Source organism: Rhizobium sp. RU33A (assembly GCF_900156055.1).
GTDB lineage: Bacteria > Pseudomonadota > Alphaproteobacteria > Rhizobiales > Rhizobiaceae > Allorhizobium.
The window spans coordinates 803,107-830,106 of the sequence record NZ_FTMQ01000002.1 but is presented as its reverse complement, the minus strand read 5'-3'; the positions used below and the strand labels follow the sequence as shown (position 1 = coordinate 830,106).

General features: G+C 61.2%; 23 protein-coding genes. 9 read left to right on the top strand and 14 right to left on the bottom strand.

Features of this window, described 5'->3' with window-relative positions; all coding sequences use genetic code 11:
- The first annotated feature begins 91 nt into the window (after positions 1–91).
- The 3 genes from BW978_RS09885 to BW978_RS09875 all read left to right on the top strand — a co-directional run bounded on the left by BW978_RS09885 (position 92) and on the right by BW978_RS09875 (position 2,066).
- Positions 92–1,027 (top strand): LysR family transcriptional regulator, encoded by a 936-nt coding sequence (locus BW978_RS09885; RefSeq protein WP_076394521.1) that lies wholly within the window; start codon positions 92–94, stop codon positions 1,025–1,027.
- Positions 1,028–1,141: 114 nt separating this feature from the next.
- On the top strand, positions 1,142–1,645 hold the full coding sequence (locus tag BW978_RS09880) for a hypothetical protein (RefSeq protein ID WP_076394519.1): 504 nt from the start codon (positions 1,142–1,144) through the stop codon (positions 1,643–1,645).
- Between the two features lie 82 nt (positions 1,646–1,727).
- On the top strand, positions 1,728–2,066 hold the full coding sequence (locus tag BW978_RS09875) for a hypothetical protein (RefSeq protein WP_076394517.1): 339 nt from the start codon (positions 1,728–1,730) through the stop codon (positions 2,064–2,066).
- Between the two features lie 73 nt (positions 2,067–2,139).
- Here the strand turns inward: BW978_RS09875 and BW978_RS09870 are convergent, their stop codons facing one another.
- Positions 2,140–2,724 (bottom strand): ATP-dependent Clp protease proteolytic subunit, encoded by a 585-nt coding sequence (locus tag BW978_RS09870; protein ID WP_054151449.1) that lies wholly within the window; start codon positions 2,722–2,724, stop codon positions 2,140–2,142.
- Positions 2,725–2,909: 185 nt separating this feature from the next.
- Here BW978_RS09870 and BW978_RS09865 point away from each other — a divergent pair, with 185 nt between their 5' ends.
- The gene (locus BW978_RS09865) at positions 2,910–4,253 is read left to right on the top strand and encodes an HD-GYP domain-containing protein (protein ID WP_076394515.1); all 1,344 of its coding nucleotides are present in this window, start codon (positions 2,910–2,912) and stop codon (positions 4,251–4,253) included.
- 3 nt (positions 4,254–4,256) lie between these two features.
- Here the strand turns inward: BW978_RS09865 and BW978_RS09860 are convergent, their stop codons facing one another.
- Positions 4,257–4,688: an Lrp/AsnC family transcriptional regulator gene (locus tag BW978_RS09860; RefSeq protein ID WP_054151446.1), complete on the bottom strand. Its 432-nt coding sequence runs from the start codon at positions 4,686–4,688 to the stop codon at positions 4,257–4,259.
- Between the two features lie 146 nt (positions 4,689–4,834).
- On the opposite strand from BW978_RS09860, the gene BW978_RS09855 reads away from it, so the two are divergent.
- Complete coding sequence (locus tag BW978_RS09855) at positions 4,835–5,938, top strand: saccharopine dehydrogenase family protein (RefSeq protein ID WP_076394513.1); 1,104 nt, start codon at positions 4,835–4,837, stop codon at positions 5,936–5,938.
- A gap of 253 nt (positions 5,939–6,191) precedes the next feature.
- Complete coding sequence (locus tag BW978_RS09850) at positions 6,192–7,559, top strand: putative bifunctional diguanylate cyclase/phosphodiesterase (RefSeq protein WP_076394511.1); 1,368 nt, start codon at positions 6,192–6,194, stop codon at positions 7,557–7,559.
- A gap of 17 nt (positions 7,560–7,576) precedes the next feature.
- Here BW978_RS09850 and BW978_RS09845 read toward each other — a convergent pair whose 3' ends face one another.
- The 7 genes from BW978_RS09845 to BW978_RS09815 form a co-directional block, all read right to left on the bottom strand.
- Positions 7,577–9,016 (bottom strand): coniferyl aldehyde dehydrogenase, encoded by a 1,440-nt coding sequence (locus tag BW978_RS09845; protein ID WP_139330418.1) that lies wholly within the window; start codon positions 9,014–9,016, stop codon positions 7,577–7,579.
- A 944-nt stretch (positions 9,017–9,960) separates the two neighbouring features.
- Positions 9,961–10,215, bottom strand: coding sequence for a GlsB/YeaQ/YmgE family stress response membrane protein (locus tag BW978_RS09840; RefSeq protein ID WP_076394509.1), 255 nt, complete (start codon positions 10,213–10,215; stop codon positions 9,961–9,963).
- A gap of 415 nt (positions 10,216–10,630) precedes the next feature.
- Positions 10,631–10,930, bottom strand: coding sequence for an addiction module antidote protein (locus BW978_RS09835; protein WP_076394507.1), 300 nt, complete (start codon positions 10,928–10,930; stop codon positions 10,631–10,633).
- Entirely contained in the window at positions 10,917–11,228 is a 312-nt protein-coding gene (locus BW978_RS09830) for a type II toxin-antitoxin system RelE/ParE family toxin (protein ID WP_083697549.1), read from the bottom strand. The genes BW978_RS09835 and BW978_RS09830 overlap by 14 nt, the downstream gene beginning before the upstream one ends.
- 62 nt (positions 11,229–11,290) lie before the next feature.
- The gene (locus BW978_RS09825; RefSeq protein WP_076394505.1) at positions 11,291–12,655 is read right to left on the bottom strand and encodes an SNIPE associated domain-containing protein; all 1,365 of its coding nucleotides are present in this window, start codon (positions 12,653–12,655) and stop codon (positions 11,291–11,293) included.
- Positions 12,656–12,828: 173 nt separating this feature from the next.
- A complete protein-coding gene (locus tag BW978_RS09820; protein WP_076394503.1) occupies positions 12,829–15,390 on the bottom strand; it encodes a GcvT family protein in 2,562 nt (853 codons plus the stop codon).
- 226 nt (positions 15,391–15,616) lie between these two features.
- Positions 15,617–16,048 carry a pyridoxamine 5'-phosphate oxidase family protein gene (locus BW978_RS09815; protein ID WP_076394501.1) on the bottom strand — a complete coding sequence of 144 codons (432 nt, stop codon included), beginning with the start codon at positions 16,046–16,048 and terminating at the stop codon, positions 15,617–15,619.
- Positions 16,049–16,286: 238 nt separating this feature from the next.
- Between BW978_RS09815 and BW978_RS09810 the strand changes: the two genes are divergently transcribed.
- A complete protein-coding gene (locus BW978_RS09810; RefSeq protein WP_076394499.1) occupies positions 16,287–16,817 on the top strand; it encodes a DUF992 domain-containing protein in 531 nt (176 codons plus the stop codon).
- Here BW978_RS09810 and BW978_RS09805 read toward each other — a convergent pair whose 3' ends face one another.
- On the bottom strand, positions 16,818–17,687 hold the full coding sequence (locus BW978_RS09805; RefSeq protein WP_076394497.1) for a helix-turn-helix transcriptional regulator: 870 nt from the start codon (positions 17,685–17,687) through the stop codon (positions 16,818–16,820).
- A 106-nt stretch (positions 17,688–17,793) separates the two neighbouring features.
- On the opposite strand from BW978_RS09805, the gene BW978_RS09800 reads away from it, so the two are divergent.
- A complete protein-coding gene (locus tag BW978_RS09800; RefSeq protein WP_076394495.1) occupies positions 17,794–18,693 on the top strand; it encodes an SDR family oxidoreductase in 900 nt (299 codons plus the stop codon).
- A 60-nt stretch (positions 18,694–18,753) separates the two neighbouring features.
- Here the strand turns inward: BW978_RS09800 and BW978_RS09795 are convergent, their stop codons facing one another.
- Together BW978_RS09795 and BW978_RS09790 are read right to left on the bottom strand one after the other, a co-directional pair.
- Positions 18,754–22,743 carry a non-ribosomal peptide synthetase gene (locus BW978_RS09795; RefSeq protein WP_076394493.1) on the bottom strand — a complete coding sequence of 1,330 codons (3,990 nt, stop codon included), beginning with the start codon at positions 22,741–22,743 and terminating at the stop codon, positions 18,754–18,756.
- Positions 22,744–23,294: 551 nt separating this feature from the next.
- Positions 23,295–24,788 carry a protein adenylyltransferase SelO gene (locus tag BW978_RS09790; RefSeq protein ID WP_076394491.1) on the bottom strand — a complete coding sequence of 498 codons (1,494 nt, stop codon included), beginning with the start codon at positions 24,786–24,788 and terminating at the stop codon, positions 23,295–23,297.
- 356 nt (positions 24,789–25,144) lie between these two features.
- On the opposite strand from BW978_RS09790, the gene BW978_RS09785 reads away from it, so the two are divergent.
- The gene (locus BW978_RS09785) at positions 25,145–25,648 is read left to right on the top strand and encodes a hypothetical protein (RefSeq protein ID WP_076394489.1); all 504 of its coding nucleotides are present in this window, start codon (positions 25,145–25,147) and stop codon (positions 25,646–25,648) included.
- Between the two features lie 124 nt (positions 25,649–25,772).
- On the opposite strand, the gene BW978_RS09780 is transcribed toward BW978_RS09785, so the two are convergent.
- Positions 25,773–26,651: a CsgG/HfaB family protein gene (locus BW978_RS09780; protein WP_076394487.1), complete on the bottom strand. Its 879-nt coding sequence runs from the start codon at positions 26,649–26,651 to the stop codon at positions 25,773–25,775.
- A gap of 10 nt (positions 26,652–26,661) precedes the next feature.
- On the bottom strand, positions 26,662–27,000 hold the full coding sequence (locus BW978_RS09775) for a hypothetical protein (protein WP_069043641.1): 339 nt from the start codon (positions 26,998–27,000) through the stop codon (positions 26,662–26,664).

The following is a 27,000-nucleotide window of genomic DNA, read 5'->3' as shown; positions in this document are numbered from 1 at the left end:
TCTCCAGTTGGTTGAATGGAGATCATTTACGCCGGCAGAGACCGAGTGATAATCTCACGCATCTGCCCACACTGTTCGGATGTTTTGACGAATGAAGACCTCTGATCCTCTGAATGGTCTTGCCGTCTTCCTGGCGGTCGCGGAACATCTGAGCTTCACCAAAGCGGCCGAGATACTCGCCATGTCTCGTCCGACTGTAAGCGCGCAACTGGATCAACTTGAGCGCCGCTTGAACGTGCGTCTGCTACACCGGTCGACGCGGCACTTAAGCCTGACGGAAGCCGGCGCAGCCTTTCACGAACGGCTGAAGGACGTTACTGCCATCGTGCATGATGCGGAACGTGCGGCCATTCATCATCAGGAAGCACCCGTCGGTCGCCTCAAGATTGCCGCGCCTCCGGATCTCGGAACGAGTCACCTCACTCCGATGATCGCTGGCTTTCTTAAGGATCATCCCGAGATTGAAATCGAACTCGAACTGTCGAACACGCCCGTCAACCTGATCGAGCGCAAATTCGATCTGGCCGTGCGCGGCACGATCCGCATCGATGAAACACTGATCACTCGGAAATTGGGCCAGTCACCGGTCCTGATCTGCGCATCACCCGAATACCTGTCCCACCGTGGCGTACCACAAAAGCCCGAGGATCTGGAGGACCACGATTGCCTGCACTTCTCAGGTCTCCGATGGGGACGGACCTGGGAATTGCGGCGAGGGGACGATCTCCGCCGTATCCCGATCGCACCGAGCTTCGAGGTGAATGACGGCCGTAATCTCTGTTCAGCCGCCCTTTGCGGCCTGGGCATCACCCTTCTGCCAACCTTTGTTGTCGGCCCCCACATCCGCGCCGGACGCCTCGTCCGCCTGCTCGCCGATTGGCACATTGCCGAAGTGCCGCTCCATGCCGTCTATCCCGACAACCGTCTGATCGCCGCCAAGGTCAAGTCTTTCGTCAATTACCTTGCCGCCGAATTCAAGCGCGATCCGGATCTACAGGGGGAAACCGCGGCCAAGCCCGAGGCCTGACGCTAGGTCTGATCTGAGAGCAGGAGCCTTTTGGCCTCCCGCGGCCATATCCACCCCGCCCCCGCCATGCTACGAGGCCGCCACACACCACCCCACACCCCGAGACACCCGCCCATGCCCCCTTCCCTCCACACCGACCTCACCGCCGCCCTCCGCCCTCTCCTCACCGAACTCCAGCAAACCCCGGAACTCTTCCAGACCTGGGATGCCCACCTGGAGCTTGTCGCCGCCGGCGGGCGCGTCGTGGCGAAGTCGAAGCGGGCGAAGGGGCTGGTCGACAGCCTGTTCTGGGGCCGTGCGCCGGGATCGAGCGAAAACAAGCAGCTGCCCGAAGCGACCGCATTTGCCGCGATTGACCGTTTCCTCGGCCTCGGCGCCCATCTCGCGCTGGCAGATGCCCTGCCCGAACGTGCGGTGCTGGACGAAGCCTATCCCCATTGCGCGGTGAAAATCTCCTATCGCAAGAAGGGCGCCCCGAAGGCGAAATCGTTGTCGATGATCTTCATCGGCTTCAACGACGAGGCGGATGCCATCGCCTATGCGGAGCGTGCAGAGGGCACCCTGCCGCTGGTGACATCTCGGCCGCTGATGGCTGACAGGCTGCACGAGTGGCGATGAAATTTGCCGCATCGGTCTGAAACGATGGAACTTATATCGTCGGCCGGAGTTGCTCCGGCACGACAACGAAGAAAGTCACATCATGTCCGCAAAATTCCTGCGCGCCGCACTCGTCACCACGCTCGCCCTTGCCGGCTTTCCGCTCGCGGCCTCCTTTGCCGCCCCCGCCTCGGCGCAAGGAATCGAGCTGCGCATTGGTCCGGATGGTGTCCGCCCGATCATCCGCGACCGTGATCGTGACCGCCGTGACCGCGATCGCGGCTGCAGCCCGCGCGAAGCCCAGCGTGCTGCCGCTCAGGAAGGTCTGCGCCGTGCCGAAGTGGTGCGCGTCACCGATCGCAGCATCACCGTGCGCGGCTTCAGCCGCCGCGGTCCCGAACAGCTGCGCTTTGCCAATCGTCGCGGTTGCCCGCTGATCTGATCGAAAAAGCCTCAAACGACAAAAGCCGCCGGATCGCTCCGGCGGCTTTTTTGATGGCTCTTTGCGAGAAGCCTCAGCCGATGTCGGCGTGGCTCTCGATGATCCGGCCGACCAGGCCATAGGTGACGGCATCTTCGGCCGACAGCCAGTAGTCGCGGTCGATGTCTTTCGCGATCTTCTCCTGGCTCTGGCCGGTGGCCTTCGCGTAGATCTTGATCAGGCGCTCGTTCATCTTGATGATTTCGCGGGCCTGGATCTCGATATCCGATGCCATGCCGCGGGTGCCGCCAGACGGCTGGTGCATCAGGAAGCGGGTGTTCGGCAGGGCCAGACGGCGCTCCTTCGGAACCGCGACGAAAATCAGCGAGCCCGCAGAGGCGGCCCAGCCAGTCGCGATGATGAAGACCTTCGGCTTGATGAAGCGGATCATGTCGTGGATCGCGTCACCGGCTTCCACATGGCCGCCCGGCGAGCAGACGAACACGCGGATGTCTTCATCGGAAGCGGCAGCGAGCGCGACGAGCTGCGTGCAGACCTTCTGCGCCAGCTCCATGGTGATACCGCCATAGATGAAGATCGAACGCGACTTGAAGAGGTTCGCTTCCGTTTCCTTGCCGATCGGCAGTTCCTTGCTCTTGTCGTCTTCGTCTTCGTTCATCACAGGGGACAGTCCTCGTTGGTTTGGCTTATCCGCACATAGTGCGTCTCATGGCTTAAGACAATGCAGGAAAAAGACAAGCACGGAAGCGATGAACAGGAGGTTGACGCACATGCTTGGCCGACCCGTGTTCAACACCCGTTCTTAATATTAGCGGGATAATCTGCCCTGACGAAGGAGCGCCCATGACCAACACCATCCGTCTTGCCGAATTGATCGAGGCACTCAGCCACGCGCTCGACATGACGGAAGGTCAGCCCGCCGGCCATTGCGTGCGCTGCTGCTTCATCGGCACCCGCATCGGCCAGGCGCTCGGGCTTGGCGAAGAAGCGCTGCGCGATCTCTATTATACGCTGCTCTTGAAGGATCTCGGCTGCTCGTCGAATGCCGCCCGCATCTGCGAACTCTATCTGGCCGATGACCTGAAGTTCAAACACGATTTCAAGCTGGTCGATGGCTCCTTCCCGCAGATCCTGAAATTCGTGCTCTCCCACACTGGTATGGAAGCCGGGCTTGCCGAGCGCTTCCGCGGCATTTTCAACATTTTCAAGAATGGCGGCGAGATCTCGACCAGCCTGATCCAGACGCGATGCCAGCGCGGCGCCGAGATTGCCCGGCAGATGCGCTTTTCCGAGGAAGTGGCAAAGGGCATTCTCGATCTCGACGAACATGTCGATGGCGGCGGCCTGCCTCAAGGTTTGAAGGGCGAGGAAATCCACCTCTTTGCCCGCATTGCGCTGATGGCGCAGGTGATCGACGTCTTCTTCGTCCACCAGGGTCCCGAAGCCGCCCTCGTCGAAGTGAAGAAGCGCGCCGGCGGCTGGTTCGATCCGGAAATCGTGACCGTCTTCGAAGCATTGGCCACCCCAGTCTTCTTTGCCGAACTCGGCTCCGAGAATCTGGAAGCCTATGTGCTGGCGCTTGAACCGGGCCGCCAGGCCGTGATGGCTGACGAGTGCTATCTCGATGATATCGCTGCCGGCTTTGCCCGCGTCATCGATGCCAAGAGCCCCTATACCTCAGGCCACAGCGACCGCGTCGCCCTCTTCACCGACCTGATCGCCGAGGAAATGGGTATGGCATTGCCAGAAAGACGCCGCCTGAAGCGTGCAGCCCTGCTGCATGACATCGGCAAGCTCGGCGTCTCCAACAGCGTGCTCGACAAACCCGGCCGCCTCGAAGGCGAGGAATGGGAGCAGATGAAGCGCCACGCGGAATTCTCAGAGACCATCCTCTCGCGCATCGCCGCTTTCGCTGATCTGGCCTTGATCGGTGGCGCCCATCACGAAAAGCTCGACGGCTCCGGCTATCCGCGCGGCCTGAAGGGCGACGAGATATCCTTCGAGACCCGCATCGTCGCCACCGCCGACGTTTTCGACGCGCTGACCGCTGACCGCCCCTATCGCGCCGCCATGCCGGTTGCAAAGGCACTCGCCATCCTCTGGGAAGGCGCCGGCCGCCACCACGACGAAACCTGCATCGCAGCACTCGAGCGGGCACTGGCGAGGGCGGAGCTGAAGGCGGCGTGACACCTAGCGCGAAATCCGCGTCGACAGGATGATCGACGACAGCGTCCGCTCGACGCCGGACAATTCGCCGATCCGGTCGATCAACCGGTCGAGCTCCGAAATCGACGGGGCGGCGACAATGGCGATCAGGTCATAGGGACCGTTGACCGAATAGAGTGCGGTCACCTCGCGGATCGCATTCAGCTCTCCGGTCACCGCCGTCAGCGCCTTCGGCGCGATGGTGATCATCACATGCGCCCGGATAAGCCCACTCTGATAGGCATCGGAGAGCCGCACCTGATAGCCGGCAATCACCCCTTGCGCTTCCAGCCGCTCCAGCCGGGCCTGAACCGTGGTGCGGGAAAGATTGAGCCGCCGCGCGAGTTCCGCCACCGGCATCCGCGCATTCTCAGAGAGCAGCGAGAGCAACTCCCGATCCTTGTCCGTGATCTGCATTTCGCCCACTTCATTCGTCGATACGCCCGGATTGATACCGCAATCCGATCAGATCGTCACTTGGAATCGACAGCCTCCGCCCGCACACTGCTTTGACAAATGACATCTCGTCCGATTTGCGGACATCAGGCATGCGAGGGGCAACCATGAAGAACATCACCATCATCGGCGCGGGCAAGATCGGCGGCGCAATTGCCCGGATGCTCGCCGAAACTGGCGACTACACGGTGACAGTCGCGGACCGCAGCGCCGAACAGCTGACAAAGCTCGATGCACATCCGGCCGTCAAGACGCTGGAACTCGACATATCGGACGCGGCGGCACTCGACGCGGCCCTTTCCGGCCAGTTCGCCGTGCTCTCGGCCGCCCCCTTCCACCTGACCGGCGCGATCGCCGAAAGTGCCGCCCGCACCGCGACGCATTATCTCGACCTCACCGAAGATGTAGCGACCACCCGCAAGGTTGAGGAGCTCGCCCGCGGCGCACGCTCCGCCTTCATTCCGCAGTGCGGCCTCGCCCCCGGTTTCATCTCCATCGTCGCCAACGACCTGACTAAGCATTTCGACACGCTGGATACGGTCCGCATGCGCGTCGGCGCCCTGCCGCAATATCCGTCCAATGCGCTGAACTACAATCTCACCTGGTCGACCGACGGGCTGATCAACGAGTACATCGAGCCCTGCGAGGCGATCGTCGAGGGCAAGCTGACCATCGTGCCAGCCATGGAAGAGCGCGAGGAATTCTCGCTCGATGGCGTCACCTACGAGGCCTTCAACACCTCGGGCGGTCTCGGCACGCTCGCCAAGACGCTCGAGGGACGGGTTCGCACGATGAACTACCGCACCATCCGCTATCCCGGCCATCAGGCGATCATCAAGGCCTTGCTCAACGACTTCAACCTGAAGAACCGCCGCGATGTGCTGAAGGACCTCTTCGAGAACGCCCTGCCCGCCACCATGCAGGACGTGGTTGTCGTCTTCGTCACCGTCTGCGGTTGGAAGGACGGGCGCTACCTGCAGGAAACCTATGCCAACAAGGTCTATGCCGGCGTCGTCGCGGGCAAAAAGATGAGCGCCATCCAGATCACCACGGCCGCCGGCATCTGCACCGTGCTTGACCTGCTCGCAGACGGCACGCTGCCCCAGGCCGGCTTCGTCCGCCAGGAAGAGATCGACCTTCCCGCCTTCCTCGCCAACCGCTTTGGCCGCGTCTACGATCCCGACGTCATGAAGGTCGCCAAGGCGGGCTGAACAATCGGGCTGAATAGCCTCCGGGGGGAGGTTGGACCGTCAAGGTCCAAAGGGGCGGTTCATCGCGAGATGGGCCGCCCCGCACCTTGTCCGGCCCGAAAAGCTTCGCGACGAACAGAAAAACTTGATCATCGAGATACATGGTTTCTTTAGCGGGCTAAGTTAGGGTATCCTGAATTTCAGCCTCCGGACGCACTTGATCACCGTGCCAGAGAGGCCTAACCGGGGCCCCAAGGGGACGATTGGGCACAAGATGTTCGGCAAGGGCAATCAGGAGCACAAGGCGGATCGTGTGATACGGGTCTATCAGGCCGTGTCGCTTGCCGTGGGTGGCTTCGCGCTGTTCTGGACGGTGATATTCCTGGCGAGAGGCTATACTTTGCTGGCCTTCGCCGAATTCTTTCCGGTGATCGCCGCCCTTGTCTGCTTCGCGCTCGTCACCCGCCGCCGGCTCGATCTCTTCCTTCTGGTTGCGCAGATCAGCTTTCTCTTTTTCGTCATCGGCTTCTGCCTGATGTTCGACGTGCCGCAGAATGGCGCGCCGCGCGTCACCCATCTCTTCCTGCCTGTGCTCGGCATGCTCGCCTACATCAATTATCTGCGCCGACCGTCCCGTCTGCAGCTGTCGGTGATCGCCGCAAGCCTCGTCTCCTTCGTCGTCCTGCATGCGGCCGATCTGCGGCTGCCATTCGCCCAGCCGGTTCCCCCGGATCTGCACCGCATCGGCGTCTGGCTCAATCCGGCCATGGCCGTCCTCATCTTCTGCGGCGCGATCTACGTCCTGCAGCAACGGCTTTCGGCGCCCCACGGCATCGCCCGCGATCTGGTGGCAGCACTCCGGCATGGCGAGCTCAGCCTCGCCTTCCAGCCGCAGGTCGATGGGAAGGGCGACATCACCGGCGCCGAAGCCCTGCTGCGCTGGCATCATCCTGCCAAGGGCCCTATACCGCCTTCCACCTTCATCCCGGCCGCCGAGGAAGTCGGGCTGATGCCGCTCGTCGGCAATTTCGTGCTCGAAGAGGCGCTGGCGACGCTTTCCCGCTGGCAGGCCGATCCGAAGCTCGGGCGTCTCACCCTTTCGGTCAATGTCAGTGCCAGCCAGTTCAACGAGAGCGATTTCGAGATGACGCTGCGGGACTTGCTCGCCCGCCACCGCATCGATGCCACACGTCTGAGGCTTGAACTCACCGAAAGCGTCTTGATCGCCGGGCTCGAACCCGTCGCGGAGAAGATGGCGTCCTTGAAGAGGCTTGGCCTCACCTTCTCGCTCGACGATTTCGGCACAGGCTTTTCCTCGCTTGCCTATCTGCGTCGCCTGCCGGTGAGCGAGTTGAAGATCGACCGCAGCTTTGTCACGGCCGCTGCCGAAAACGACCGCGACGCAGCCCTCGTTCGCTCGATCCGGGCGATCGCCACCGATCTCGGCCTCGAAACCGTCGCCGAGGGCGTCGAAACCCAGGCGCAGCTCGCCTTTCTGAAGACGACCGGCTGCCGGCTCTTCCAGGGCTATCTCTTCGGCCGCCCCATGCCGCTCGCCGATTTCGAGCTCTCGGTGCTGGCCCCGACGCCGAAGCCGGTGCTTGCCCCGGAACGGTCCTCGCCCCGCCTTGCTGCCGGCTGACCGGCAAACCTGACCACTCAGCCGAAGCGGCCGAGCAGTTTCAGCATCCACTGCGCCATGCGTCCATAAGGCGGATAGAGGAACTTCACCCCCGAAACCGTCGATTGCTTCAGCACCGGCTTCTCCTTGCTGAGCGCGAGAAACCCCGCTTCGCCGTGATAGGCGCCGTAGCCGGAGGCACCGACGCCGCCGAAGGGCAGGTCGTCCTGGGCGAGATGCAGGATCGTGTCGTTGATCGTCACGCCCCCGGCAATCGTGCCCGTCAAGACCCGCTCCCGCGCCTGCTTGTCCTCGCCGAACCAGTAGAGCGCCAGAGGCCGGTCGCGCCGGTTGATATAGGCGATGGCCTCATCCAGCGTGTCATAGGCAACGATCGGCAGGATCGGCCCGAAGATCTCTTCGGCCATGACGGTTGTGTCGTCAGGCGCACCGATCACGGCCACTGGCGAGAACACACGGGCCTCGCCGTCATGCGGACCGGCAAGCTCGACCACCTCGGCGCCCCTGTCTCGCGCCTCCTCGACGAGACGCATGAGCCGGGCGTAATGCCGGGGACTGATGATCGTGGTGTAGTCGGCATTGGCAGGCAGGCCGGGATATTGCCTGCTAACCTCCGCCTTCACGGAGGCGAGGAAGTCCTGGACCCGCTCGCGCGGCACCAGCGCATAATCGGGCGCCACACAGGTCTGGCCGGAATTCAACAGCTTGCCCCAGACGAGGCGCGGCACGGCCTTGTCGAACTGCACGGAGGAATCGAGGATGGCAGGCGACTTGCCGCCGAGCTCGAGGGTAACAGGCGTCAGGTTTTTCGCCGCCGCTTCCGCCACCTTGCGACCAACGGCGGTCGAGCCGGTGAAGATCAGATGGTCGAAGGGGGCGGATGTAAAGGCTGTCGCCACCTCCGGCCCGCCGGTCACCACGGCCACCTCGTCCTCGGCGAAGGTTTCCGCGACCGCTTTCGCCAGCACCTCGGAAAAGGCGGGCGTCAGTTCCGACGGCTTCAGCATCGCCCGGTTGCCGGCGGCAAGAGCACCGGTCAGCGGCGACAGCATCAGATTGAGCGGATAGTTCCAGGGGGCTACGATCCCGACCACGCCGAGCGGCTGGCGCAGAATGACGGCCGAGGCCGGCTTGCCGGTCCAGGCAAGCGACACGCGACGCGGCCGCATCCAGCGTTTCAGATGTTTGCGCGCATGGCGGATCGCGGCACGCACCGGCACGACATCGGTGAGGGTGGTGACCACCGCCGGCCGATTGCCGAAGTCCTGCGAGATCGCGGCGACGAAACGGTCCTGCCAGCCCTCGACCATGCGATCGAGCCGCACCAGGCGATCGTCGCGCGTGGCATGGCTGGGCGTGACGTCACGCGCCCAGGCCGCCTTTTGGGCGGCGAGCAGGGACGCAATGCGCGCGGCCGGATCCGCGATCTCTGCTTTCGGCGTTACCTGTCCGTCCATGGCGGTTTCCTCTCGGTTTTTCTTCTTGTTCAATGTGGGCAGTCTAAAGTGTTTTGTTCAAGAGAGAACAAACTGTTTTTGGTCTGTTTGCTGGCGATCAGCCTGCGTGCGAAGCCCTCATGCTGAGGTGCCCGCGAGCAGCGCGGGCCTCGAAGCATCCTGCGCTGGTGGCCTCGCCCTTCGAGGCCCGACAAGGTCGGGCACCTCAGGATGAGGGGTAATCACTTGCCCAAGCTCCGACTCCGGTCGGGATTGCTCCCTCCGGGTGGGCTGAAATTTGTCTCGGACGAGGCGCCAGAAGCAACCTGTCTAAGTATGTATGTGGCTCCTTCCGGCGCCTCGTTCGGCGTCTATTCCCGCTGCATGCGTCTCTCTGGCAAGGCGGCGACGGGCGTTGAAACGTGAGTTCCAACGTCGACCGGGCGCGGGTCCCGCTGCGGCGTCACCGTGAGATGACGCCTCAGCCTGGCCGGTGGCCCGGGAGGTTCCCGCCGGATGGTGCACCAATCCGACCGGGACCCTCGCCCGGGGGATGAAGCTTTGGTCATCGACCTCGGCCCGCATCCCCGCCGTTTTATTCGCCCCGCTGCCTGGATGTTCGCGACAGCATTGGCGCCTTGTCTGTGTGCCTCTCAGGCACGTCCTTCCGATCGGGGGTTTCAGGCGTCCAGCATCCGGATGTCCACCGTCACTTCCACCCCCTCGTCCGGAGGGAGACCGTTGCAGCGGGCCGGGGATTTGTGCCTGCGAGAGCACGCCACCCCGGCGCCGGCCCCGCCTCGCCTGACATCGCATCGTCAGGTGTATCCGAGGGCGGGACGGCTCCAAGTCTATGAGAGGAAAAAAGGGCGGGGATGAAAAAACATCTCCGCCCTTGTTTTCATTGGGGAATGTCTTAAGAGCATCCCCCTCGCTCCGCGAGATTGAGGGGGAATTGCTGCGATCTATCGTCGAACCATTCTGCCGACGGCAATCAGCATGCAGGCGCCGATGAAGCCGATGATCAGATAGGCGATCGCCCCGCCAAAGGCCACGTTGAAGACTGCTGCCAGAATGAAATTCAAGGCGATCGCGCCCACGATGCCCAAGAGGATATTCATGACGAGGCCCATATTGCTGCGCATGAAGCGCTCCGCCAGCCACCCGGCGAGACCGCCGATCACGATTGCGCCAATAAGACCTACGCCATTCAGTTCCATAGTCATTCTCCATCATCATTCGAATGATGGAACAATGGTTCCTGGGGGTAAATGTTCCTTGCCGGACACCACTCTATTATGCGCTTGGAAGAAGCGGGAGCCCTCCGCTGGCGCCGAATCCTCGGCTCTTGCCCCTCACCCTACCCTCTCCCCGCCTGCGGGGAGAAGGTGCCCCGAAGGGGCGGATGAGGGGCGAAGACCGCGAGCGCAACGCCATCTCCCCCCTTGCGGGGGAGAAAGCGAAATCGAGGAATTGGCCCGCCCAGGGCCAAACCTCAGATTTCGCAAGAGAGGGGCTCTGTGAGGTTTTCGCCCACAAGAACTTGCCCCTCTCCAGGAAAATCTGAAGTTTAGGCTACGTGCGCGCGCCTAAGCCTTCGATTTTCTGTCCTCCCCCGCAAGGGGGGAGGTAGGTCTACCCCTTGTCGATTGGCAAAGCCGAAAGCTTCAACCCCATGGCCTTCATTAGCTTGAGCACAGTCGAGAATTCTGGATTGCCGGTATCACTGAGCGCCTTGTAGAGGCTCTCGCGCCCGAGCCCCGCCTCTTCCGCGACGGCGGTCATGCCGAGGGAACGAGCGACGTTGTTGAGCGCCCGACGGATTTCGACGGCATCGCCCTCTTCCAGCGCTGCTGCCATATAATCAGCGCGCGCTTCCGGTGTATCGAGATAGTCGGTCGCATCGAAACGGGGCATGTCCTTAATGGAGGTCATTGGGCCAATCCTTCAATTCCGTTTCCAGCCTCTTCGCCGTTTCGATGTCGCGTACCTGGCTGCTCTTGTCGCCACCGCAGAGAAGGATCACGACCAGTGAACCACGTTGCGCATAATAGACTCTGTAGCCAGGACCATAGTCGATCCGTAGTTCCTGCACTCCGGCTCCCACACTCTTGTGGTCGCCAAAATTGCCATCCCTGATTCGTTCGATCCTCAGAAGTATCTTCGAGACAGCACGCCCGTCTCGAAGGGCACGCATCCAGCGATCGAACACCGGGTGTCTGCGGATGTCCATAATATGTATCCCATGGAATACGCGGCGACAAGCTTCAAAAACACCTACTATGACAGAACAATTCATATAGTGGCAGGAAAGCTCGCCTCTACTTGTTGATCAACGGCAATCAGAGCAGCATTTCGCCGCGCCAACGTTTCGCGATATTCCTGAGCCTCGACATCTTTGAAGAAAGCAGCTCCTGGCGCCAACCGAGCCAAGGCTTGCTCGACATCGTCAACGGACACGCGAAAGAACTCTTTGCGATAGTTTTGTAGATTGATACGTGCTGAATCAAACTCGGTATGAAGTGCTCTTTCCAGCGTAGGCGCGTTGTCGCTGTAAATGATCGCATGCACATCAAACAAAAAAGGAACACTTGCGTCGCCCAATTCACGGATACGATCCGATGGGTCCAGTCGGCGTGTTAGACCAATCTTGACAACTTTCTCCCCAAATGAGCCGACATTTGAGATCACATACACGTATCCGGATCGAGTTTTCTCAGCCATCGCTTGCGCTCGCTCGACCTTCGCATGCGCCTCGCTCAATTCCTTCTCAAGCATCTCGATCTTCTGGTTGAACAAGCCCAATTTTTCCCCGACGGCATTTGATGCCTCCGCTTTGGCTTTTTCCAACAGGCGTCGATAGCGATCCTCCTCTTCCTCTGCACGCTCCATGTCTCGAAGAAACTTCTGCTCTTCGCGCGCGGCCCTCGCCGCCTCGGCGCGCTGTTCTCGCTCTTCCTTCAATTTTTCTCGATACTCGTGGGTGAGATAGAGTTCATTGAGTTTCAGCTTCAGAAATTCGTTAGTAACGAAGATTGAATTCGACGCATTTAGCTTATCGATCTGCTCTTTCGCGGTTTGGATACGCTTTTCCATAGCGTTCGCATTATTCCAGCGAACGTTCGCGATAGAGGCATCGCATTCATTGTTGAATGCCCGCAACGTCAACCGAATATTCCGGTTTGTCATTGTCTGCCCCTTGGCCGCGCTCCCATCCACCTTCCACTCTGTGGTACAAATCACCGCGTTCTTATTCGCAATCAGACGTTTTTGTTTTTCGCGGTTGTCCAAGATGCTGGTTTTGTATGTCTCGCTGTCGGTAAAATCGAAATGTGGCGAGTAAACCCCCATCTCCGCAAAGGCGAGCTTTTCGTCGAAAATGGCGACTTGAGCCGACAAGGCGTCAAATATCGCCTTCTTCTCGTTGTATGAGGATCGCAAGGTAGACAGCTCCCCGTTGGCCGACGAGAGTCCCTGCTGGACACGAGCAATTTCGGCCTCGACATCCAAGACCCCACTGAACCGCTGTTGGATTTCGCTGATCTGACGTTGCAGATCCTTTTTCTTTCTGAGGTTCATGATCAGGCTGACGACCGCAATAATCGCGATCAGCGGCATTACAACCAAGAAGACAAGCGCCACAACTACGGTAGAGTTCATGCGAACCTCCTTAACCAAAGGTAGAATATCGCGCACGTTGTAGCTTTGCAAACAGTGTTCGACAGGCAAACGAAAGCCAGATCTGTGCGAAAACCAAGAAGCTCATCAGAGAACAAAAAACCCGCCGGCCTCGCGGCCGACGGGTGCATTCCCACTGAACCAGACGCAATGCCTCAGCTGCGCGGCTTCAAATTCTCCGGATCATACAGCGGCTTGTAGCCCACCGCCGCCACCTCGACCGGATAGGTCTCGGCGAAATACTCGACGTTCAGCTTCCGCCCCACTTCGCAATACTCCGCCGGCAGATAGGCGAGCGCAATGTTCTTGCCGATCGTCGGGCCATAGGCCACTGATGTCGTGTAGGAACGCCGGCCGAGCGCGTCGATCAACACCTCGCCGGTCGCGGCGTCCATGACCGGCATGGAGCCGACGGGGTAGCGCGCAACACCCTTGCTGTCGACATTGTCGGTCATGACGAGCGTGCAGAGCATAGCGGGCTGCTGGGCGCGCGCCTTGTATTCGAGATGTTTGGCCTTGCCGCGGAAATCGGCTTCCTTGACCTTCGGGCGGGCGAGATCGGCTTCGATCAGGTTGTACTGGGTGAGCAAATCGCCGTTCTGCAGGCGCAGGCTCTTTTCCATGCGGCGGGAATTGGCATAGGTCTCGACGCCGAAGGCCATGACGCCGGTGGCGCGGAGCGCATCCCAGACGGCAAGGCCGTCTTCGTATTTCATGTGCAGTTCCCAGCCCTGCTCACCGACATAGGAAATGCGGAAGGCGGTCACGGACTTGCCCGCGATTTCGATCTGCTTGATCGCGGCGAAGGGGAAGTTTTCCGGATCGAGTCCAGCCGGGTCGGCGACGGCCTTTTTCAGCGTGGCGCGGGCGTTCGGGCCCCAGATGCCGATGGTGATGTATTTTTCCGAGGTGTCGGTGATGGTGACATCGAGGCCGCGATCTTGCGCCACGCGCTTCATGTAGTGGAAGTCGCGCGGGCCGGCATCGGCGCCGTTGACCAGGCGGCAGCGGTCGGCGAGGCGGAAGACGGTGAAATCGGCGCGGACCATGCCCTCGTCGTCGAGGAAGTGGGTGTAGATTCCCTTGCCGATATTCGCGTCGCCACCGATCTTGGCAGCGCAGAGCCATTCCAAGAGCTCGACATGGTCAGGGCCTTCGATGTCGACCATGTGGAAGTGGGAAAGGTTGACGATGCCGCAATCCTCGCTCATCGCCAGATGTTCGGCGTTTGAGACGCGCCAGAAGTGGCGGTTGTCCCATTCGTTTTCGCGAACCGGAACGCGATCGGCATACTTTTCCAGCAGGTGCTCGTTGGCGGCATAACCATGCGCACGCTCCCAGCCGCCGAGCTCCATGAAGTAGCCGCCGAGCTCGACTTCGCGCTCATACATCGGCGAGCGCTTGGCGCCGCGACCGGAGGCATAGGGTTCGCGGGTGTGAACCGCGGGGAAGTAGATCTTCTGGGCGGCCTCGTAGCAGCGGCCGGCGATGAAGTCTTCGGTCAGCTGGTGCGGATAGAAGCGGGCGTAGTCGATCGAGTTGTGGTCGATCTCGGTGCGGCCGTCGGTCATCCAGTCGGCGATCAACTTGCCGTAGCCCGGACCGTCCTTGACCCAGATGGCGACGCAATACCAGAGACCGCGCACCTTCTGGCTTTCGCCGCAGGACGGACCGCCGGCAGCGGAGACCTGCAGCAGGCCGTTGAACGAATGGCTTTCGTTATAGCCGAGTTCACCAAGGATCGGGGTGAGCTCCATGGCGCGCTCGAGCGGCTCGATGATCTGCTCCATGTCGAGGTCGCGCTGTGAGGGCGAGAGGCGCGCCTCGTGTTTTTCGAGCAGTTCGCGCGGATGGCACATGCGCGGATTGTGCTGCTCGTAATAGCCCCATTCGATCTGGCCACCTTCCGAGGTCTTCGGGTCGCCGGTGTCGCGCATATAGGCGGAGTTGCCCTGGTCGCGCAGCAGCGGATAGCCGATGTCCTTGCCCGTGCCTTCGAACTCATTGTAGGGGCCGAAGAAAGTGAGCGGATGGTCGACCGGCATGACCGGCAGGTCTTCGCCGACCATTTCCGCGATCAGGCGACCCCAGAGGCCGGCGCAGACCACGACGTGATCGGCCATGATCGTGCCGCGATGGGTAACGACGCCCTTGATGCGGCCACCCTCAACGATGAGGGACTGGGCCGGCGTATTGCCGAACATCTGAAGCTTGCCGGACTTTTCAGCCGCATCGACAAGCTTGCCCGCGACGGTCTGGGAGCGCGGAATGACGAGGCCGGCATCGGGATCGAACATGCCGCCCATGACCTGATCTTCCTCGATCAGCGGGAAGAGTTTCTTGATTTCGGCCGGCGAGACATAATGCGCGCGGGTGCCGAACGCCTTGGCGGAGGAGAGCTTGCGCTTGATTTCTTCCATCCAGGTGTCGTCGCCGGTGCGGGCAACTTCGAGACCGCCGATACGGGCGTAGTGTCCCATCTTCTCGAAGAAATCGATGGAATACTGGGTGGTCCAGACCGAGAGATAGTCATGGCTCGTGGTGTAGCAGAAGTCGGACGCATGCGCCGTGGAGCCGATATCGGTCGGGATGCCCGACTTGTCGATGCCGACGATATCGTCCCAGCCACGCTCGATGAGGTGATGGGCGATCGACGCGCCGACGATGCCGCCTAGACCGATGATGACGACTTTCGCCTTGGTCGGAAACTCTGCCATAGCCTTGTGAACCCTGATGTCTGGGAGTGGATGATATGCGCCGATCTTAAGAGGGGTGCCGAGACAATTGCAGCCTGTCTGCGACATTCTGCAAGAGACCCACGACCCGTTTGCACTGCAAAATCCGTCTGATCGCGGCGGGATGGGCAGAGAGGATGTCGCGTCGGGAACGAGATGGGGCGCCGACTACAGTCGACGCCCCATCTCGCGCTGACGGACCTGGAGATCAGACGCGGATGACGCCATTGTCCTCGCCATCCCAATACTGGATGGTCTCGGCATGCACCTTGATCATCACGAGGCCGGGCGTATCGATACCTTCAGGGAACCAGCGATCGAGATCCTTGGTCCAGTGCGCCTCGAAGACGGCCTTGTCGGCAATCAGGCTGCCGCGGCCGGAGACGGCAACGAAGATGCCGGGCTTGCCGAGAAGGCTGGGCGCCGCGGTGAAGGTGAGCGACACGACGGGGTCAGCGGTCAGTTCACGGATCTTGCGGGTGTCGGTATAGGAGAAGAAGTAGCTGTCGCCGTCATAGTCGACATCGCCGTTATTGCTCATCGGCCGACTGGCGATGGCGCCGAATTCGGACTTGGTGATCATCATGCAGAAGTCGATCTTCTGCATCTTCTTGGCGAGGTCGGGAAGGGTGAGCGTCATGGGAGGCCTCCGGCTTGAGTGTCCGGGACAAGCGCCGAACGGGGCAAATGTTCCGGCAAGGGAAACCGGGCGCGACGCCGTTTCCTCTTAGGTCGATAAGACGGTGGATCGCCACCTTGCCGCCTATCTTCAGCCTCAGTTGGATCAATCTTTGCCGATAGGCGTTGTTCCACGCTACCCGAGAAGCCGAAAACGGCCACCCTCCCCGCGGGCAGCAGAACATGGAAGGAGAAATCCCATGAAGAAATTCGTTACGCTCACCCTCGCCGCCCTCCCCGTCCTCACCTCGGCCGGCATCACCGCCGCCGCAGACATGACCGGCGCGGCCCCTGCCCCCATAGCCATCGAAAGCGACCGTGTCGGCGGTGTCCGCATCGGCTACCTGGATTGCCAGATCGGCGGTGGCATCGGCTACGTCCTCGGCTCTGCAAAGACCGCCGATTGCGCCTTCACCTCCGTCATCGACGGCGAACCGCTCGACACCTATTCCGGTTCGCTCAAGAAGTTCGGCGTCGACCTCGGCTTCACCACCCAGAGCCGCGTGATCTGGGCCGTCTTCGCCCCGACCGCCGGTTACCACAAGGGCTCGCTCGGCGGCCTTTATGGCGGCGCAACGGCGGAAGCGACCGTCGGGGCCGGCATCGGCGCCAATGTGCTGTTCGGCGGCACGTCAGGCTCGATCCACCTGCAGCCGGTGAGCATTTCCGGCCAGATCGGCCTGAACATCGCGGCCACCGGCACCTCGATGACGCTGCAGCCTGCAAGCTGATTAGCCCCAAGTTTTACGCATTGCGAAAGGCGCCCCGCAACGGGCGCTTTTTTTTTGCTTTTGCGCCATGACCAGATGACGAATGCGGTCTGCTACAGCCTCGTCCAGCGGCGTATAGACCATGAGATTGAGATCCGGACGCCCATCGACGGCAAATGCGGAATATTCAAGTTCGATGGCGCCCAGCACCGGGTGGTCGAGATGTTTTGCCCCCTCGTCGGGCGTGCTGATCCGGTTCTCGCTCCACAACCGGCGAAAATCGGGGCTCGCCTCCGAAAGCTCGTGCACAAGCTCTTCCACTTCCGACATGGCCCCTGCCCGCGCCACATCGGCACGAAAGGCACCGACGGCGAAGCGGGCCATGGCTTCCCAATCATGTTGCTTTGCCCGAACCGCAGGGTCCGAAAACAGGAAGCGCAGCATGTTGCGCTCGCCTTGCGGAAGCCGCCCATAGTCGGAGAGCACGATGGTCGATGCCTTGTTCCAGGCCACCACCTCCCAGGTCGCCGTCTTGACCACGGCCGGACACGTATCGAGGCGATCGATGAAGCGCTGCAGGCGTGGATGCACACCCTCGACTTCTCTGTAGCGCGCCTCGGGCGGACGACCCAGGCCCAGCATGAAGAGGTGTTCGCGCTCGGCCTCGGTCAGAAGCATGGCGGTCGCAATGCGGTTCAGCACATCGGCGGACGCAGCGCCGCCGCGCCCCTGCTCCAGCCAGGTGTACCAGGTAGGGCTGATATTGGCGCGCTGGGCAATTTCCTCGCGCCTCAAACCCGGTGTGCGCCGCCGGCCGGAAAAACCGAAGGACGCCGGATCGAGCCGGGCTCGGCGATCCCGGAGATACTGCGCAAGTGTCGTTGCCGCCATGGAAAGCCTCGGATACTAGGAGTCATTATACCAGGATAAAGTCACTACTTTACCATGATAGTGGATCTGTCATGGCTTGTCGCGTTGAACTGCAAAGGAAACGCACATGCGCATATTTCTCACCGGCGCCACGGGCTTTATCGGATCGGCTCTGATCCCCGAACTCTTGTCCGCGGGCCATCAGGTGCTCGGACTGACCCGCTCTGCAGAGGGGGCAGCAAAGCTTCAGGCACTGGGCGCCGAGGCCCATCAGGGCACGCTGGAAGACCCGGACAGCCTGACGGCGGGCGCGTCCAAGGCAGATGCTGTTATCCACCTCGCCTTCGATCATGATTTTGCCAACTATCTCGCCAATTGCCAAAAGGATGCCGGAGCGATCGCCGCACTCGGACGCGGCATTGCCGGCTCAAACCGCCCCATGCTCATCACCTCCGGCATCGGCATTGGAAGTCCAGCCCCGGGAGAAATCGCGGTCGAGACTGTGCTGGACCTGAACCACCCGACGCCGCGCATTGCCTCGGAACTCGCGGCAAAAGATCTGGTTGAGGCAGGCCTCAATGTTTCCACCGTCCGGCTATCGCAGATCCATGACACCATTCGTCAGGGCCTTGTCAGCTATCTCATCGATATTGCCCGCGCCAAGGGCTTTGCCGCCTATGTGGAGGACGGTGCGACGTGCTGGTCGGCCTGCCATCTGAGCGATGCGGCCAGGCTCTTCCGGCTGGCGATCGAGGCGGCTCAGCCGGGGCAACGCTACCACGCTGTTGGCGAAGAGGGTGTCAGCCTGCGTGACATCGCCACTGCCATTGCCCGCAGCCTGGATATCCCCACTGTGTCGATCGATGCCGAAGAGGCAAAACTGCACTTTGGGTCCATGGCCGGTTTTGCCGGTCTCGATATGCGGGCGTCTTCCGTGCTGACGCAGCAGAAGCTTGGCTGGGCGGCCCAAGGGCCGAGCCTGATTGCATCTCTCGATGCGATGGATCGCCACCAACTAAGTCACTAAGCATCTCCCCATCAAAAAAGGGCGCCCCGCAACGAGCGCCCTTTCTTCGTCTTGGGGAGGTCAACCCGCGATGCGCTGCTTCTGCACCTCGGCAACGGGTCGCAGGACTAGGATTTCGCGCAGCAGTTCTGCCTGGATGACGGCGCCGATTTCGGCCGCCGGTTGCGGGTCGAGCATATCGTCATGGCCGCAATCGAGCGTGCGCAGATAGACCCGGCCACCCACATGCGGCAGCCATGCCTCGACGTCGTAGTCGATCACCCGGCGCGTGGCGGGCGCCGCCATCACCTTGCCGGCGCGGAAGAAATGCATATCCACGTCAATATGGCCCGGCACGAAGCGGCCAGCCATGTGGAAGTTGTCGAGGATGACCTGCCGCGCCCGATCGACAAGCTTGGGGTCATCGAGACCGGTATAGGAGAGATATCCGGAATTCTCGCGGTAGAAGCGATCCACGGCAAAATCACCCAGCTGCTGCAATGTCTCGATCCCAGCGGATTCGTCGAGCTCTGCCCCGAGGAAAGCCATGGCCGCTTCAGCCAACACCTTTTCCCCGAGCAGAGCACCACCAGGACGGAACTTGTAGCTGTCGAGCATGCCGAAAAAGGCAATCGCTTCGCCATCGGCTCTGAGGAGCCTGACGATTTCATGCGCCACCAACCCGCCAAGCGACCAGCCGAGAATATGATAGGGCCCTTGCGGCTGCCGGGCTCGGATGCGCTCCAGATACCGTCCTGCCATTGCCTCAAGCGTCTCTGGCGCGGCCGCCGGATCGGTCAAGCCGTCGGCTTGCAGGGCATAGATCGGCACATCCTCACCGACATGCTGGCCAAGCCCGAAGAAGCCCCAACCGAGACCGAGCAGCGGGTGGATGCAGAAGAGCGGCGCCCCATCACCCGTCGCCTTGATCGGCAGGACGGGCTGCATGAGAGAATGCGGCTCTTCGGCCACTTCAAGACGCTCAGCCAAGGCCGCAATCGTCGGGGTCTCGAAGACGGCCGCGAGCGGGATCACGCCGTCAAGTTTGCTGCGCAGGGCAGAGATCATGCCAGCCGCCGACAGCGAATCGCCGCCGAGCGCAAAGAAATCGTCATGCACGCCGACGGCCTCCAGATCCAGGACCTCGCACCACAGCTTGGCGAGCTTTCGCTCGGTATCGTTGCGCGGCAGGACGATGTCATCACCGGTTTTCGAACGCCATTCCGGCGCCGGCAGCGCCTTGCGGTCGATCTTGCCGTTGCCGTTGAGCGGCAGGGCCTCCAATTCAACAAAGGCGGCCGGTATCATGTGGCCGGGGAGCACGGCGGCGAGCCTGCGGGTGATGAGCTTCGGATCAAAGACCCCCGCCCCTTCGGCTCGCTCGACATAGGCGACAAGGCGCTTGTCCGTGCCGGGATCCTGGCGCAGCATCACCACGGCCTGGCGCACATCCTCCTGCCCGATGAGGGCGGCCTCGATTTCGCCGGGCTCGATGCGAAAGCCGCGGATCTTGATCTGAAAGTCGTTGCGCCCGAGATAATCGAGACTGCCATCCTCACGCCAGCGCACCAGGTCGCCAGTGCGGTAAAGCCGTCCGCCATGGCTGCTGAAAGTATCCGGAATGAAGCGCTCATCCGTCAGATCCGGACGGTTGAGATAGCCCTTGGCAACGCCCATGCCACCAATCAGAAGCTCGCCGATAAAGCCCGGCGGCACCGGCTGTCCGTGACGATTGACGACGTAGAGTTCGGTGTTGCGGATCGGGCGACCAATCGACGGATTGACAAGATCGCCGCCGCAGAGCGGCATTACCGTAGACCAGATGGTCGTTTCCGTCGGGCCATACAAGTTGAGCACGGGATGTCCGAGCCGCGCCATCTGGTGGGCGAGGTCTGCCGGCAGCGCCTCGCCGCCAACCAGCGGACGAAGACCTTCTATCCCGGTCGTGCCGTCCTGCAAGAGCGCGCGCCAGAGCGATGGTGTCGCCTGCAGCACGGAGATGCCCTCCCGAACAATCAACCGGCGCAGCTGGGCGGGATCGCGCACCTGATCACGCTTGGCAATGACAACTGTCGCGCCGGCCAGCAAAGGCAGGAACAACTCTAGTGCCGCGATATCAAAGGCGATCGTGGTGACCGCCAGCAAGCGATCGGATGGTTGCAGATCGACGATCTCCTGCATGGCAAGCAGGAAGTTGGTCAGACCGCGATGCGCAATCTCCACCCCCTTGGGCCGGCCTGTCGAGCCGGAGGTGAAGATGACATAGGCCGTATCCTGCGGGCCAGGATCAGCCGGGAGCGGAATCGTGCCGACAGCAGGGGGGTGATCGGCAAGGACGCGCGGCAGGGAGCCGAGATCGATGTCATCTTCAATGTCGGTGGTCGTGATGACAAGACGAGGGCGGGCTTCAGCAAGAATGGCGCTGAGGCGATCGCTGCGATCGGATGGGTCGAGCGGCAGATAGGCAGCACCAAGCTTTAGGATCGCCAACAAGAGCACGGGCAGCATTTCTGTGCGTGGCACGGCCACCGCTACGAGATCACCCGGCCTGACACCTTCAAACAACAGGTGACGCGCCCAGCCATCGGAAAGATCAGCAACCTCGGCAAAGGTCAACGCAGCATCGCCCACGACAGCAATCGCATGCGGACTGCGCCGAGCCTGTCGCTCGAACAATTGCGGCCAGCTGACCTGCTCGATCGGTCGACCCGTCGCATTCCACTGCACAAGCACCCGCTCGCGCTCCTCAGGCAAAAGGAGAGATAGCGCAATCATTGGCTCCCTGGGCGCTTCGATCAGGCCGTCGATCATCGCTTCGAAGCGGATCTGGTGATCCTGAAGCTCGCTGAGACTGTAGAGCGCTGGATTGGCATCGAAATCGAAGCGGACCGGGCTTCTGTCCCCGCGGTCATAGGCGAAGATGGTCAGATCCGTCATCGTACCGTTCGACAGATTGCGCGTACGGGCGGGAAGACCGGCGAAATCGAACGTGTAATTGAACGGCTCGATATTGACGCCGAGACGGGCTATCTGTTCCTCGCGGTGGGACAGGCCGAGATCGCGGCGCATATCCTCATATCGATAGCGCTGGTAGCGCAGGGCGCGCGCCATCTGCTGCGACGCCTGTCTGATCACATCGGCGAGTGTGGTTTCCGGCCGAAAGGTAAAGCGCAGGGGCACCGCATTCGCGACCATTCCGGGAATGCGACGCATGTCATTGCTGATGCGCGCCGTCACCATGGTCAGGATCGTCAGATCCTCGACATCCGTGGCACGGGCATAATAGGTCGCAACCAACGCAATCAACGTTTGTGGAAGACTGCCGCCAGCATTGCGACCAATGGCCTCCAGCGCATCGATGCGCGGACGGTCCATGTCGATGCTGTGGCGCAAAAGACCGCCGACAGGTTCCGCATTGCCACGCGCCAGGGTGACGGGATCCGGCAGGGCTTGCAACTGCTCCATCCAGTAGCGGCGGTCGCGATCGAAATGGATCGACTTGCGATAGGCATCCTCCTGCAGACGAAGGTCGTCGTGAGCGCCGAAGGAGCAGGAAACCGCAGGTCGTTCCTCCACGAGGGCGGCATAGAGTTCCGAGACGCGATGGGCGATGAGACCACCGGAAAAACCATCGAAAAGAATGTGATGGGCGCTGTGATACCAAACCCAGGTCGTCGCATCGATGCGCAACAAAGCGTTGCGCCACAGATCGTCCCGAGCGAGATCGAGCGGACGACGCAGCTCGGCATCCATCCAGGTTTCAGCCGCAGCGCGGGGATTGGCCTCCCCTTCGAGATCGATGATGGGGAAGGCGCCGGGGTACAGCGGCAAGAACACCTGTCGCGGGTGCCCGTCCACTTCACGGATCCGGGTTCGTGTCGCTTCGAGCTCATCCGATACTTGACGAAGCGCAAGAACAAAAAGATCCGGATCAAGTTGGCCCTCGATCTCGATGACCTCCGCCAGCATGAAACTCCAGTTTGGATCAGAGATTTTTTGCTTGAGCCACATACCAGACTGCGGTGAAGACAAGGGAACGACACGCCCCACACTAAACGTTGCTGAGTCCATTTCTCGTCAAAGCCCCCAATGCGAAAATTTTTCATAGCAATACCCACATCCCCCACAAAATAATGGGAGAAACAATACTGCCTATTTTTAAGGAAGAATCGAATTCGATTTAGAGTCGGATTAAATCCTGCGTTGCAGGCGGCCGACTGACGATTTCTATTCTTGTAAAGGTACGATAACAGACTTTTTTTGGATATAACAATCCAGGGGATCTATGAATTATGATCCCCAAAAACAATGTGTAAGACGCACAAAAATCCACTGCATTCCTGAGGGGCGCAAACGAGACATTCAGAAAAAACAATCCGTTGCTGCACAGACCTGCACAGATGCAAAAATGTGACGCAACGCACAGCACGTGTGCAGCGCAACTTCGCAACGCAGCATGACAAGGACCAGAACAGCACCAAGATTGGCACCGCACAGAAAAATCCTTGGTTATTGGAGGGTTAAGCTGGAACGACACCGGCAAGGATGCGCCACAACTTCGAAGCCGAGTTCAACGAGAGGAGCGCCGCTGCAAGTCCGGCTTCAATGGAGTGTCCCCGGCCTCACGTTCCGCAGAAGGTACGCGTGACGCGCTCTTCCGGCGTCGGGGGCACACGCAGATCGGCGGTGGCCGGGTCTTCGGCGAAAGGCTGGGAGAGCGCATCTACCAATCGGTGGAAGTTGGAAAAGTCGCCATAGATTGCTGCAGCGATCGCCTCCTCAATACGGTGATTGCGCGGGATCAGCACCGGATTGACAGTCTCCATCGCCATCTGCAAATCCGCGGGCAAACGACCGTGACCGATCCGCATGCGCCAGCGCGAGAGCCAATCGGACAGAGAGACCGGCGCATTGAACTGCTGGGTCAACACCTCGTCGCCGGAACCCCCAGCCACTTTGGAGAGCGCTCGGAAGGTCAGCGTGAAATCAGCTTCGCCCTGATGCATCAACTCAAGGAAATCGGTGATCAGCAGCCGGTCATCCGCACCCTCGCCTGTCAGACCGAGCTTGGACTTGAAGAGTTCGAGCCATGCCCCCTGGAAGACGTCGCCGAAGGCTTTCAGAACAGCGTTCGCCGCCTCGATCGCCTTCTCCTCATCGACATCGAGGAGCGGCAACAGGCATTCGGCAAGCCGGGCTATGTTCCACTGGCCGATCCCAGGCTGGTTGGCATAGGCATAGCGCCCGCGCTGGTCGATCGAGGAGAACACCTTGCGCGGGTCGTATTCATCGAGGAAGGCGCAAGGGCCGAAATCGATGGTCTCGCCCGAGATCGCCATGTTGTCGGTGTTCATCACCCCGTGGATGAAGCCGATCGAGAGCCAACGGGCGATCAGCCTTGCCTGGCGTTCGGCAACCATTATCAGCATGGCAAGGTAGGGATTTTCAGCGTCGCGCGCCTCAGGATAATGGCGATCGATCACGTGGTCTGCGAGCGTCTGGACTGCCGCCTCATCGCCCTGCGCGGCAAAGAACTGGAAGGTGCCGACGCGGATATGGCTTGAAGCGACGCGGGTGAACACGGCACCCGGCATCATGGTCTCGCGCACCACCTGTTCGCCAGTTGCGACGGCGGCGAGCGCCCGGGTGGCCGGCACGCCGAGCGCGGCGAAAGCTTCCGAGACAATGTATTCGCGCAAGACCGGGCCGAGGGCTGCCATGCCGTCGCCGTTGCGCGAGAAGGCCGTCGGGCCAGAGCCTTTGAGCTGGATGTCGCGCCGCCTGCCCGCACGGTCGATGACTTCGCCGAGCAGCAGGGCGCGCCCATCGCCGAGCTGCGGATTGAAATGGCCGAACTGATGGCCTGCATAGGCCTGGGCCAAAGGCTCGGCGCCAATCGGAATCACCTGCCCGCCAAAGATCTGCGCAAGCCGCCCCTCGTCTGTATCTGTAACATCGAGGCCGAGTTCATCGGCCAAGCCCTGGTTGAAGCGGATCAGCTTCGGGGCGGACGCGGCAGCAGGTCTTGCCGGTCGATGAAAACTCTGCGGCAATCGAGCGTAGCTATTGTCGAAGGAAAACAAGAAGGCACTCCTCGGCCGGCTGCGGCCGGACATCTGTTGGGCTTCCTCAGATATGGGATCAGCTTAGGGGTAAACAAGCTGAACCGCGGCTCAGCCGGTGTGTTCCGGCCAGAGCGAAGCCACTCATCCTGGGGCGAGCGGCGCAATGGAAGCAAGGGGGCGTTCAGACCGGGAAAGGCTCAAGCCAGGCTGGCAAACCTTTAACCGCAGGCTCCTGGCGAAAACGGCGGGATAGTCAAGAAACGCCAAGGCGGTCCAGCCCGTCGGTCGAAAAGACCAGGATTGGACCAGAACTTAGACCCGACAGGCCACCACACCATCTTGCGGGCCATGCACCCGACGCAGTACGACTGAAGACGTAAGCAAACACCCGTCTTGCGAGAACCATCATGCGCCCTGCCCGAGACCTGATCGCTGCTTTTCTTCTCCCGCTTGCGCTGCTCGCCGGCTGCACGACGACAGAGGATGCCAATCGCGCCCTGCAGTCGCGCTGGATCGGCCAGCCTGTCGAGCGCTTCTTTGCAGCCTATGGTCCGCCGGAGAGCGAATATCCGCTGTCATCCGGCAAGATCTATACTTGGCGTGGCGGCGACAAGACACGCTACATTCCGCCGACCTATTCGCGCCCAGAACCGACCCGCACCATCGTGCGCACGGAGACCCGCAACGACGGATCCGGCCAGACGGTCGTGACTCACACACGCGTGATGACCCGAGATCCCTTCTGGGAACCCGAGATGATCGCGCCGCCGCAATATCAGCAACTCTTCTGTGAGTTGCAGATCAATAGCAATACTGCAGGCGAAATCACCAGCATCCGTGCCAGCAACGACACCGATGGCGACGGCTTCAGCCTGTCGCGCTGCGCCGAAGTGCTCGGCGTGGAGAAGTGAAGATACGCCTGCGTCTTCAACGGATCGAGCCGAAATATTGAACAGAAACAATTGAACGATCTGACTGCCAGGTCATGCCGAACGGCGCCGCGGCGGCGCCACTCCTGATGCAGCCAGAAAGGGCTCAATTGGCCGCGGCGACCACTGTGGTCTCAGCCCGATCATCCTGGGACGCCTTGGGCAGATAGACGTCGCAAGCACCCTTATGCCCGGTCAATTCCTTGACGAGATCATAGGTTGCATCGGCCAGTGTCCAGCGAACTGCGGCCTGCAGCCCTTCCTGCGACTTCGTGCCGATTTTGATGTCGAACAATTCGTCGGAGAAGAAGCGGAAGACGGAGGCGAAGACTTCGCGCCCGACGGCCTGCTTCGAATAGGACTTGGCCCTGACGATGCGCGTCGACTTGGTGTCGGTGACCCGGATATCGACGGCCGCCGTCACGGCGAACCGGCGGGCGCCACCGCCGCCGCCACCCACGGTTGCCTCGATACCGCCGGAATAGGTGTTGAAGTCGAGCTGCGTGATCACACCATCGATGACATAATCGGAGCCGCGCAGCGCACCCTTGACGAGCGGGCGGAACGGCAGGCTTTCATCGCCGACAACGACATTGCCGCCGTCGCCGAGGATCTGCTCCCGGGCGCGGGCGATTTCCCATTCGGAAACCGCCGTGTTCGACCGGTTCACCTGCTTTACGCCAGCCTTCTGCAGCAGCGAGACCATCATGCCGGCGCTGTCGCGCGGCAGGTAATTGCCGGCTTCTTCGGACGAATAGCGGCCGGTCTGGTCGGTGATGACGTGCACGGCAAACATGCGCGGATAGCGCTGAACCTCGGGCGTCTTGCTCAGGCATTCAAGCGCTGCGTCGACCGGCGTGCGCGTCGCGATCGGAACGGGCCCCAGAAAAGGCTCCTTCGGGGCCTGTTCGGCGGTTTGCGACTGGCATGCAGCGAGCAACAGGACGGGAGCAAGCAGGAGGCTGCGGAATTTACCAAAAGTCATGCCCCAAGCCTCAATTGTTCAGGATGGAATTGTTGCTATCGGTCTGGGTGATCGTCTGATCACCGGAATTGTCCTGATCGACAGTAATAGTATTTCCAGAGCCATTAATCGTTATGGTTGTGGCGTTGCCGGTCTGCTGAGTGCCGAGACCGGCAGCCGATCCGACGCCGGTCGCCGGGAACTCGCCCTGCAGTTCGAGGCGGGTGCGCTCAAGATTGAGAAGCACCTGGCGCTCGTTGGGCGTTCGAAACTGGTAGGGACGATCCTCACCGAGGCCGTTCGCGACGGCAGCGGCAGGGCTTATGAGACCCAGCGCAAGAAGCCAGGCGACATGCCGAGAATTGATCAT

Bases quoted from the DNA above. Each gene is read 5' to 3' on its own strand.
- BW978_RS09880 (WP_076394519.1), top strand. From the start codon at position 1,142: ATGCCCCCTTCCCTCCACACCGACCTCACCGCCGCCCTCCGCCCTCTC.
- BW978_RS09810 (WP_076394499.1), top strand. From the start codon at position 16,287: ATGAAGAAATTCGTTACGCTCACCCTCGCCGCCCTCCCCGTCCTCACC.
- BW978_RS09845 (WP_139330418.1), bottom strand. From the start codon at position 9,016: ATGGACGGACAGGTAACGCCGAAAGCAGAGATCGCGGATCCGGCCGCG.
- BW978_RS09775 (WP_069043641.1), bottom strand. From the start codon at position 27,000: ATGATCAATTCTCGGCATGTCGCCTGGCTTCTTGCGCTGGGTCTCATA.
- BW978_RS09875 (WP_076394517.1), top strand. From the start codon at position 1,728: ATGTCCGCAAAATTCCTGCGCGCCGCACTCGTCACCACGCTCGCCCTT.
- BW978_RS09885 (WP_076394521.1), top strand. From the start codon at position 92: ATGAAGACCTCTGATCCTCTGAATGGTCTTGCCGTCTTCCTGGCGGTC.
- BW978_RS09805 (WP_076394497.1), bottom strand. From the start codon at position 17,687: ATGGCGGCAACGACACTTGCGCAGTATCTCCGGGATCGCCGAGCCCGG.
- BW978_RS09860 (WP_054151446.1), bottom strand. From the start codon at position 4,688: ATGCAGATCACGGACAAGGATCGGGAGTTGCTCTCGCTGCTCTCTGAG.
- BW978_RS09795 (WP_076394493.1), bottom strand. From the start codon at position 22,743: ATGGACTCAGCAACGTTTAGTGTGGGGCGTGTCGTTCCCTTGTCTTCA.
- BW978_RS09830 (WP_083697549.1), bottom strand. From the start codon at position 11,228: ATGGACATCCGCAGACACCCGGTGTTCGATCGCTGGATGCGTGCCCTT.
- BW978_RS09800 (WP_076394495.1), top strand. From the start codon at position 17,794: ATGCGCATATTTCTCACCGGCGCCACGGGCTTTATCGGATCGGCTCTG.
- BW978_RS09815 (WP_076394501.1), bottom strand. From the start codon at position 16,048: ATGACGCTCACCCTTCCCGACCTCGCCAAGAAGATGCAGAAGATCGAC.
- BW978_RS09780 (WP_076394487.1), bottom strand. From the start codon at position 26,651: ATGACTTTTGGTAAATTCCGCAGCCTCCTGCTTGCTCCCGTCCTGTTG.
- BW978_RS09835 (WP_076394507.1), bottom strand. From the start codon at position 10,930: ATGACCTCCATTAAGGACATGCCCCGTTTCGATGCGACCGACTATCTC.
- BW978_RS09840 (WP_076394509.1), bottom strand. From the start codon at position 10,215: ATGGAACTGAATGGCGTAGGTCTTATTGGCGCAATCGTGATCGGCGGT.
- BW978_RS09870 (WP_054151449.1), bottom strand. From the start codon at position 2,724: ATGAACGAAGACGAAGACGACAAGAGCAAGGAACTGCCGATCGGCAAG.
- BW978_RS09825 (WP_076394505.1), bottom strand. From the start codon at position 12,655: ATGAACTCTACCGTAGTTGTGGCGCTTGTCTTCTTGGTTGTAATGCCG.
- BW978_RS09790 (WP_076394491.1), bottom strand. From the start codon at position 24,788: ATGTCCGGCCGCAGCCGGCCGAGGAGTGCCTTCTTGTTTTCCTTCGAC.
- BW978_RS09820 (WP_076394503.1), bottom strand. From the start codon at position 15,390: ATGGCAGAGTTTCCGACCAAGGCGAAAGTCGTCATCATCGGTCTAGGC.
- BW978_RS09865 (WP_076394515.1), top strand. From the start codon at position 2,910: ATGACCAACACCATCCGTCTTGCCGAATTGATCGAGGCACTCAGCCAC.
- BW978_RS09855 (WP_076394513.1), top strand. From the start codon at position 4,835: ATGAAGAACATCACCATCATCGGCGCGGGCAAGATCGGCGGCGCAATT.
- BW978_RS09785 (WP_076394489.1), top strand. From the start codon at position 25,145: ATGCGCCCTGCCCGAGACCTGATCGCTGCTTTTCTTCTCCCGCTTGCG.
- BW978_RS09850 (WP_076394511.1), top strand. From the start codon at position 6,192: ATGTTCGGCAAGGGCAATCAGGAGCACAAGGCGGATCGTGTGATACGG.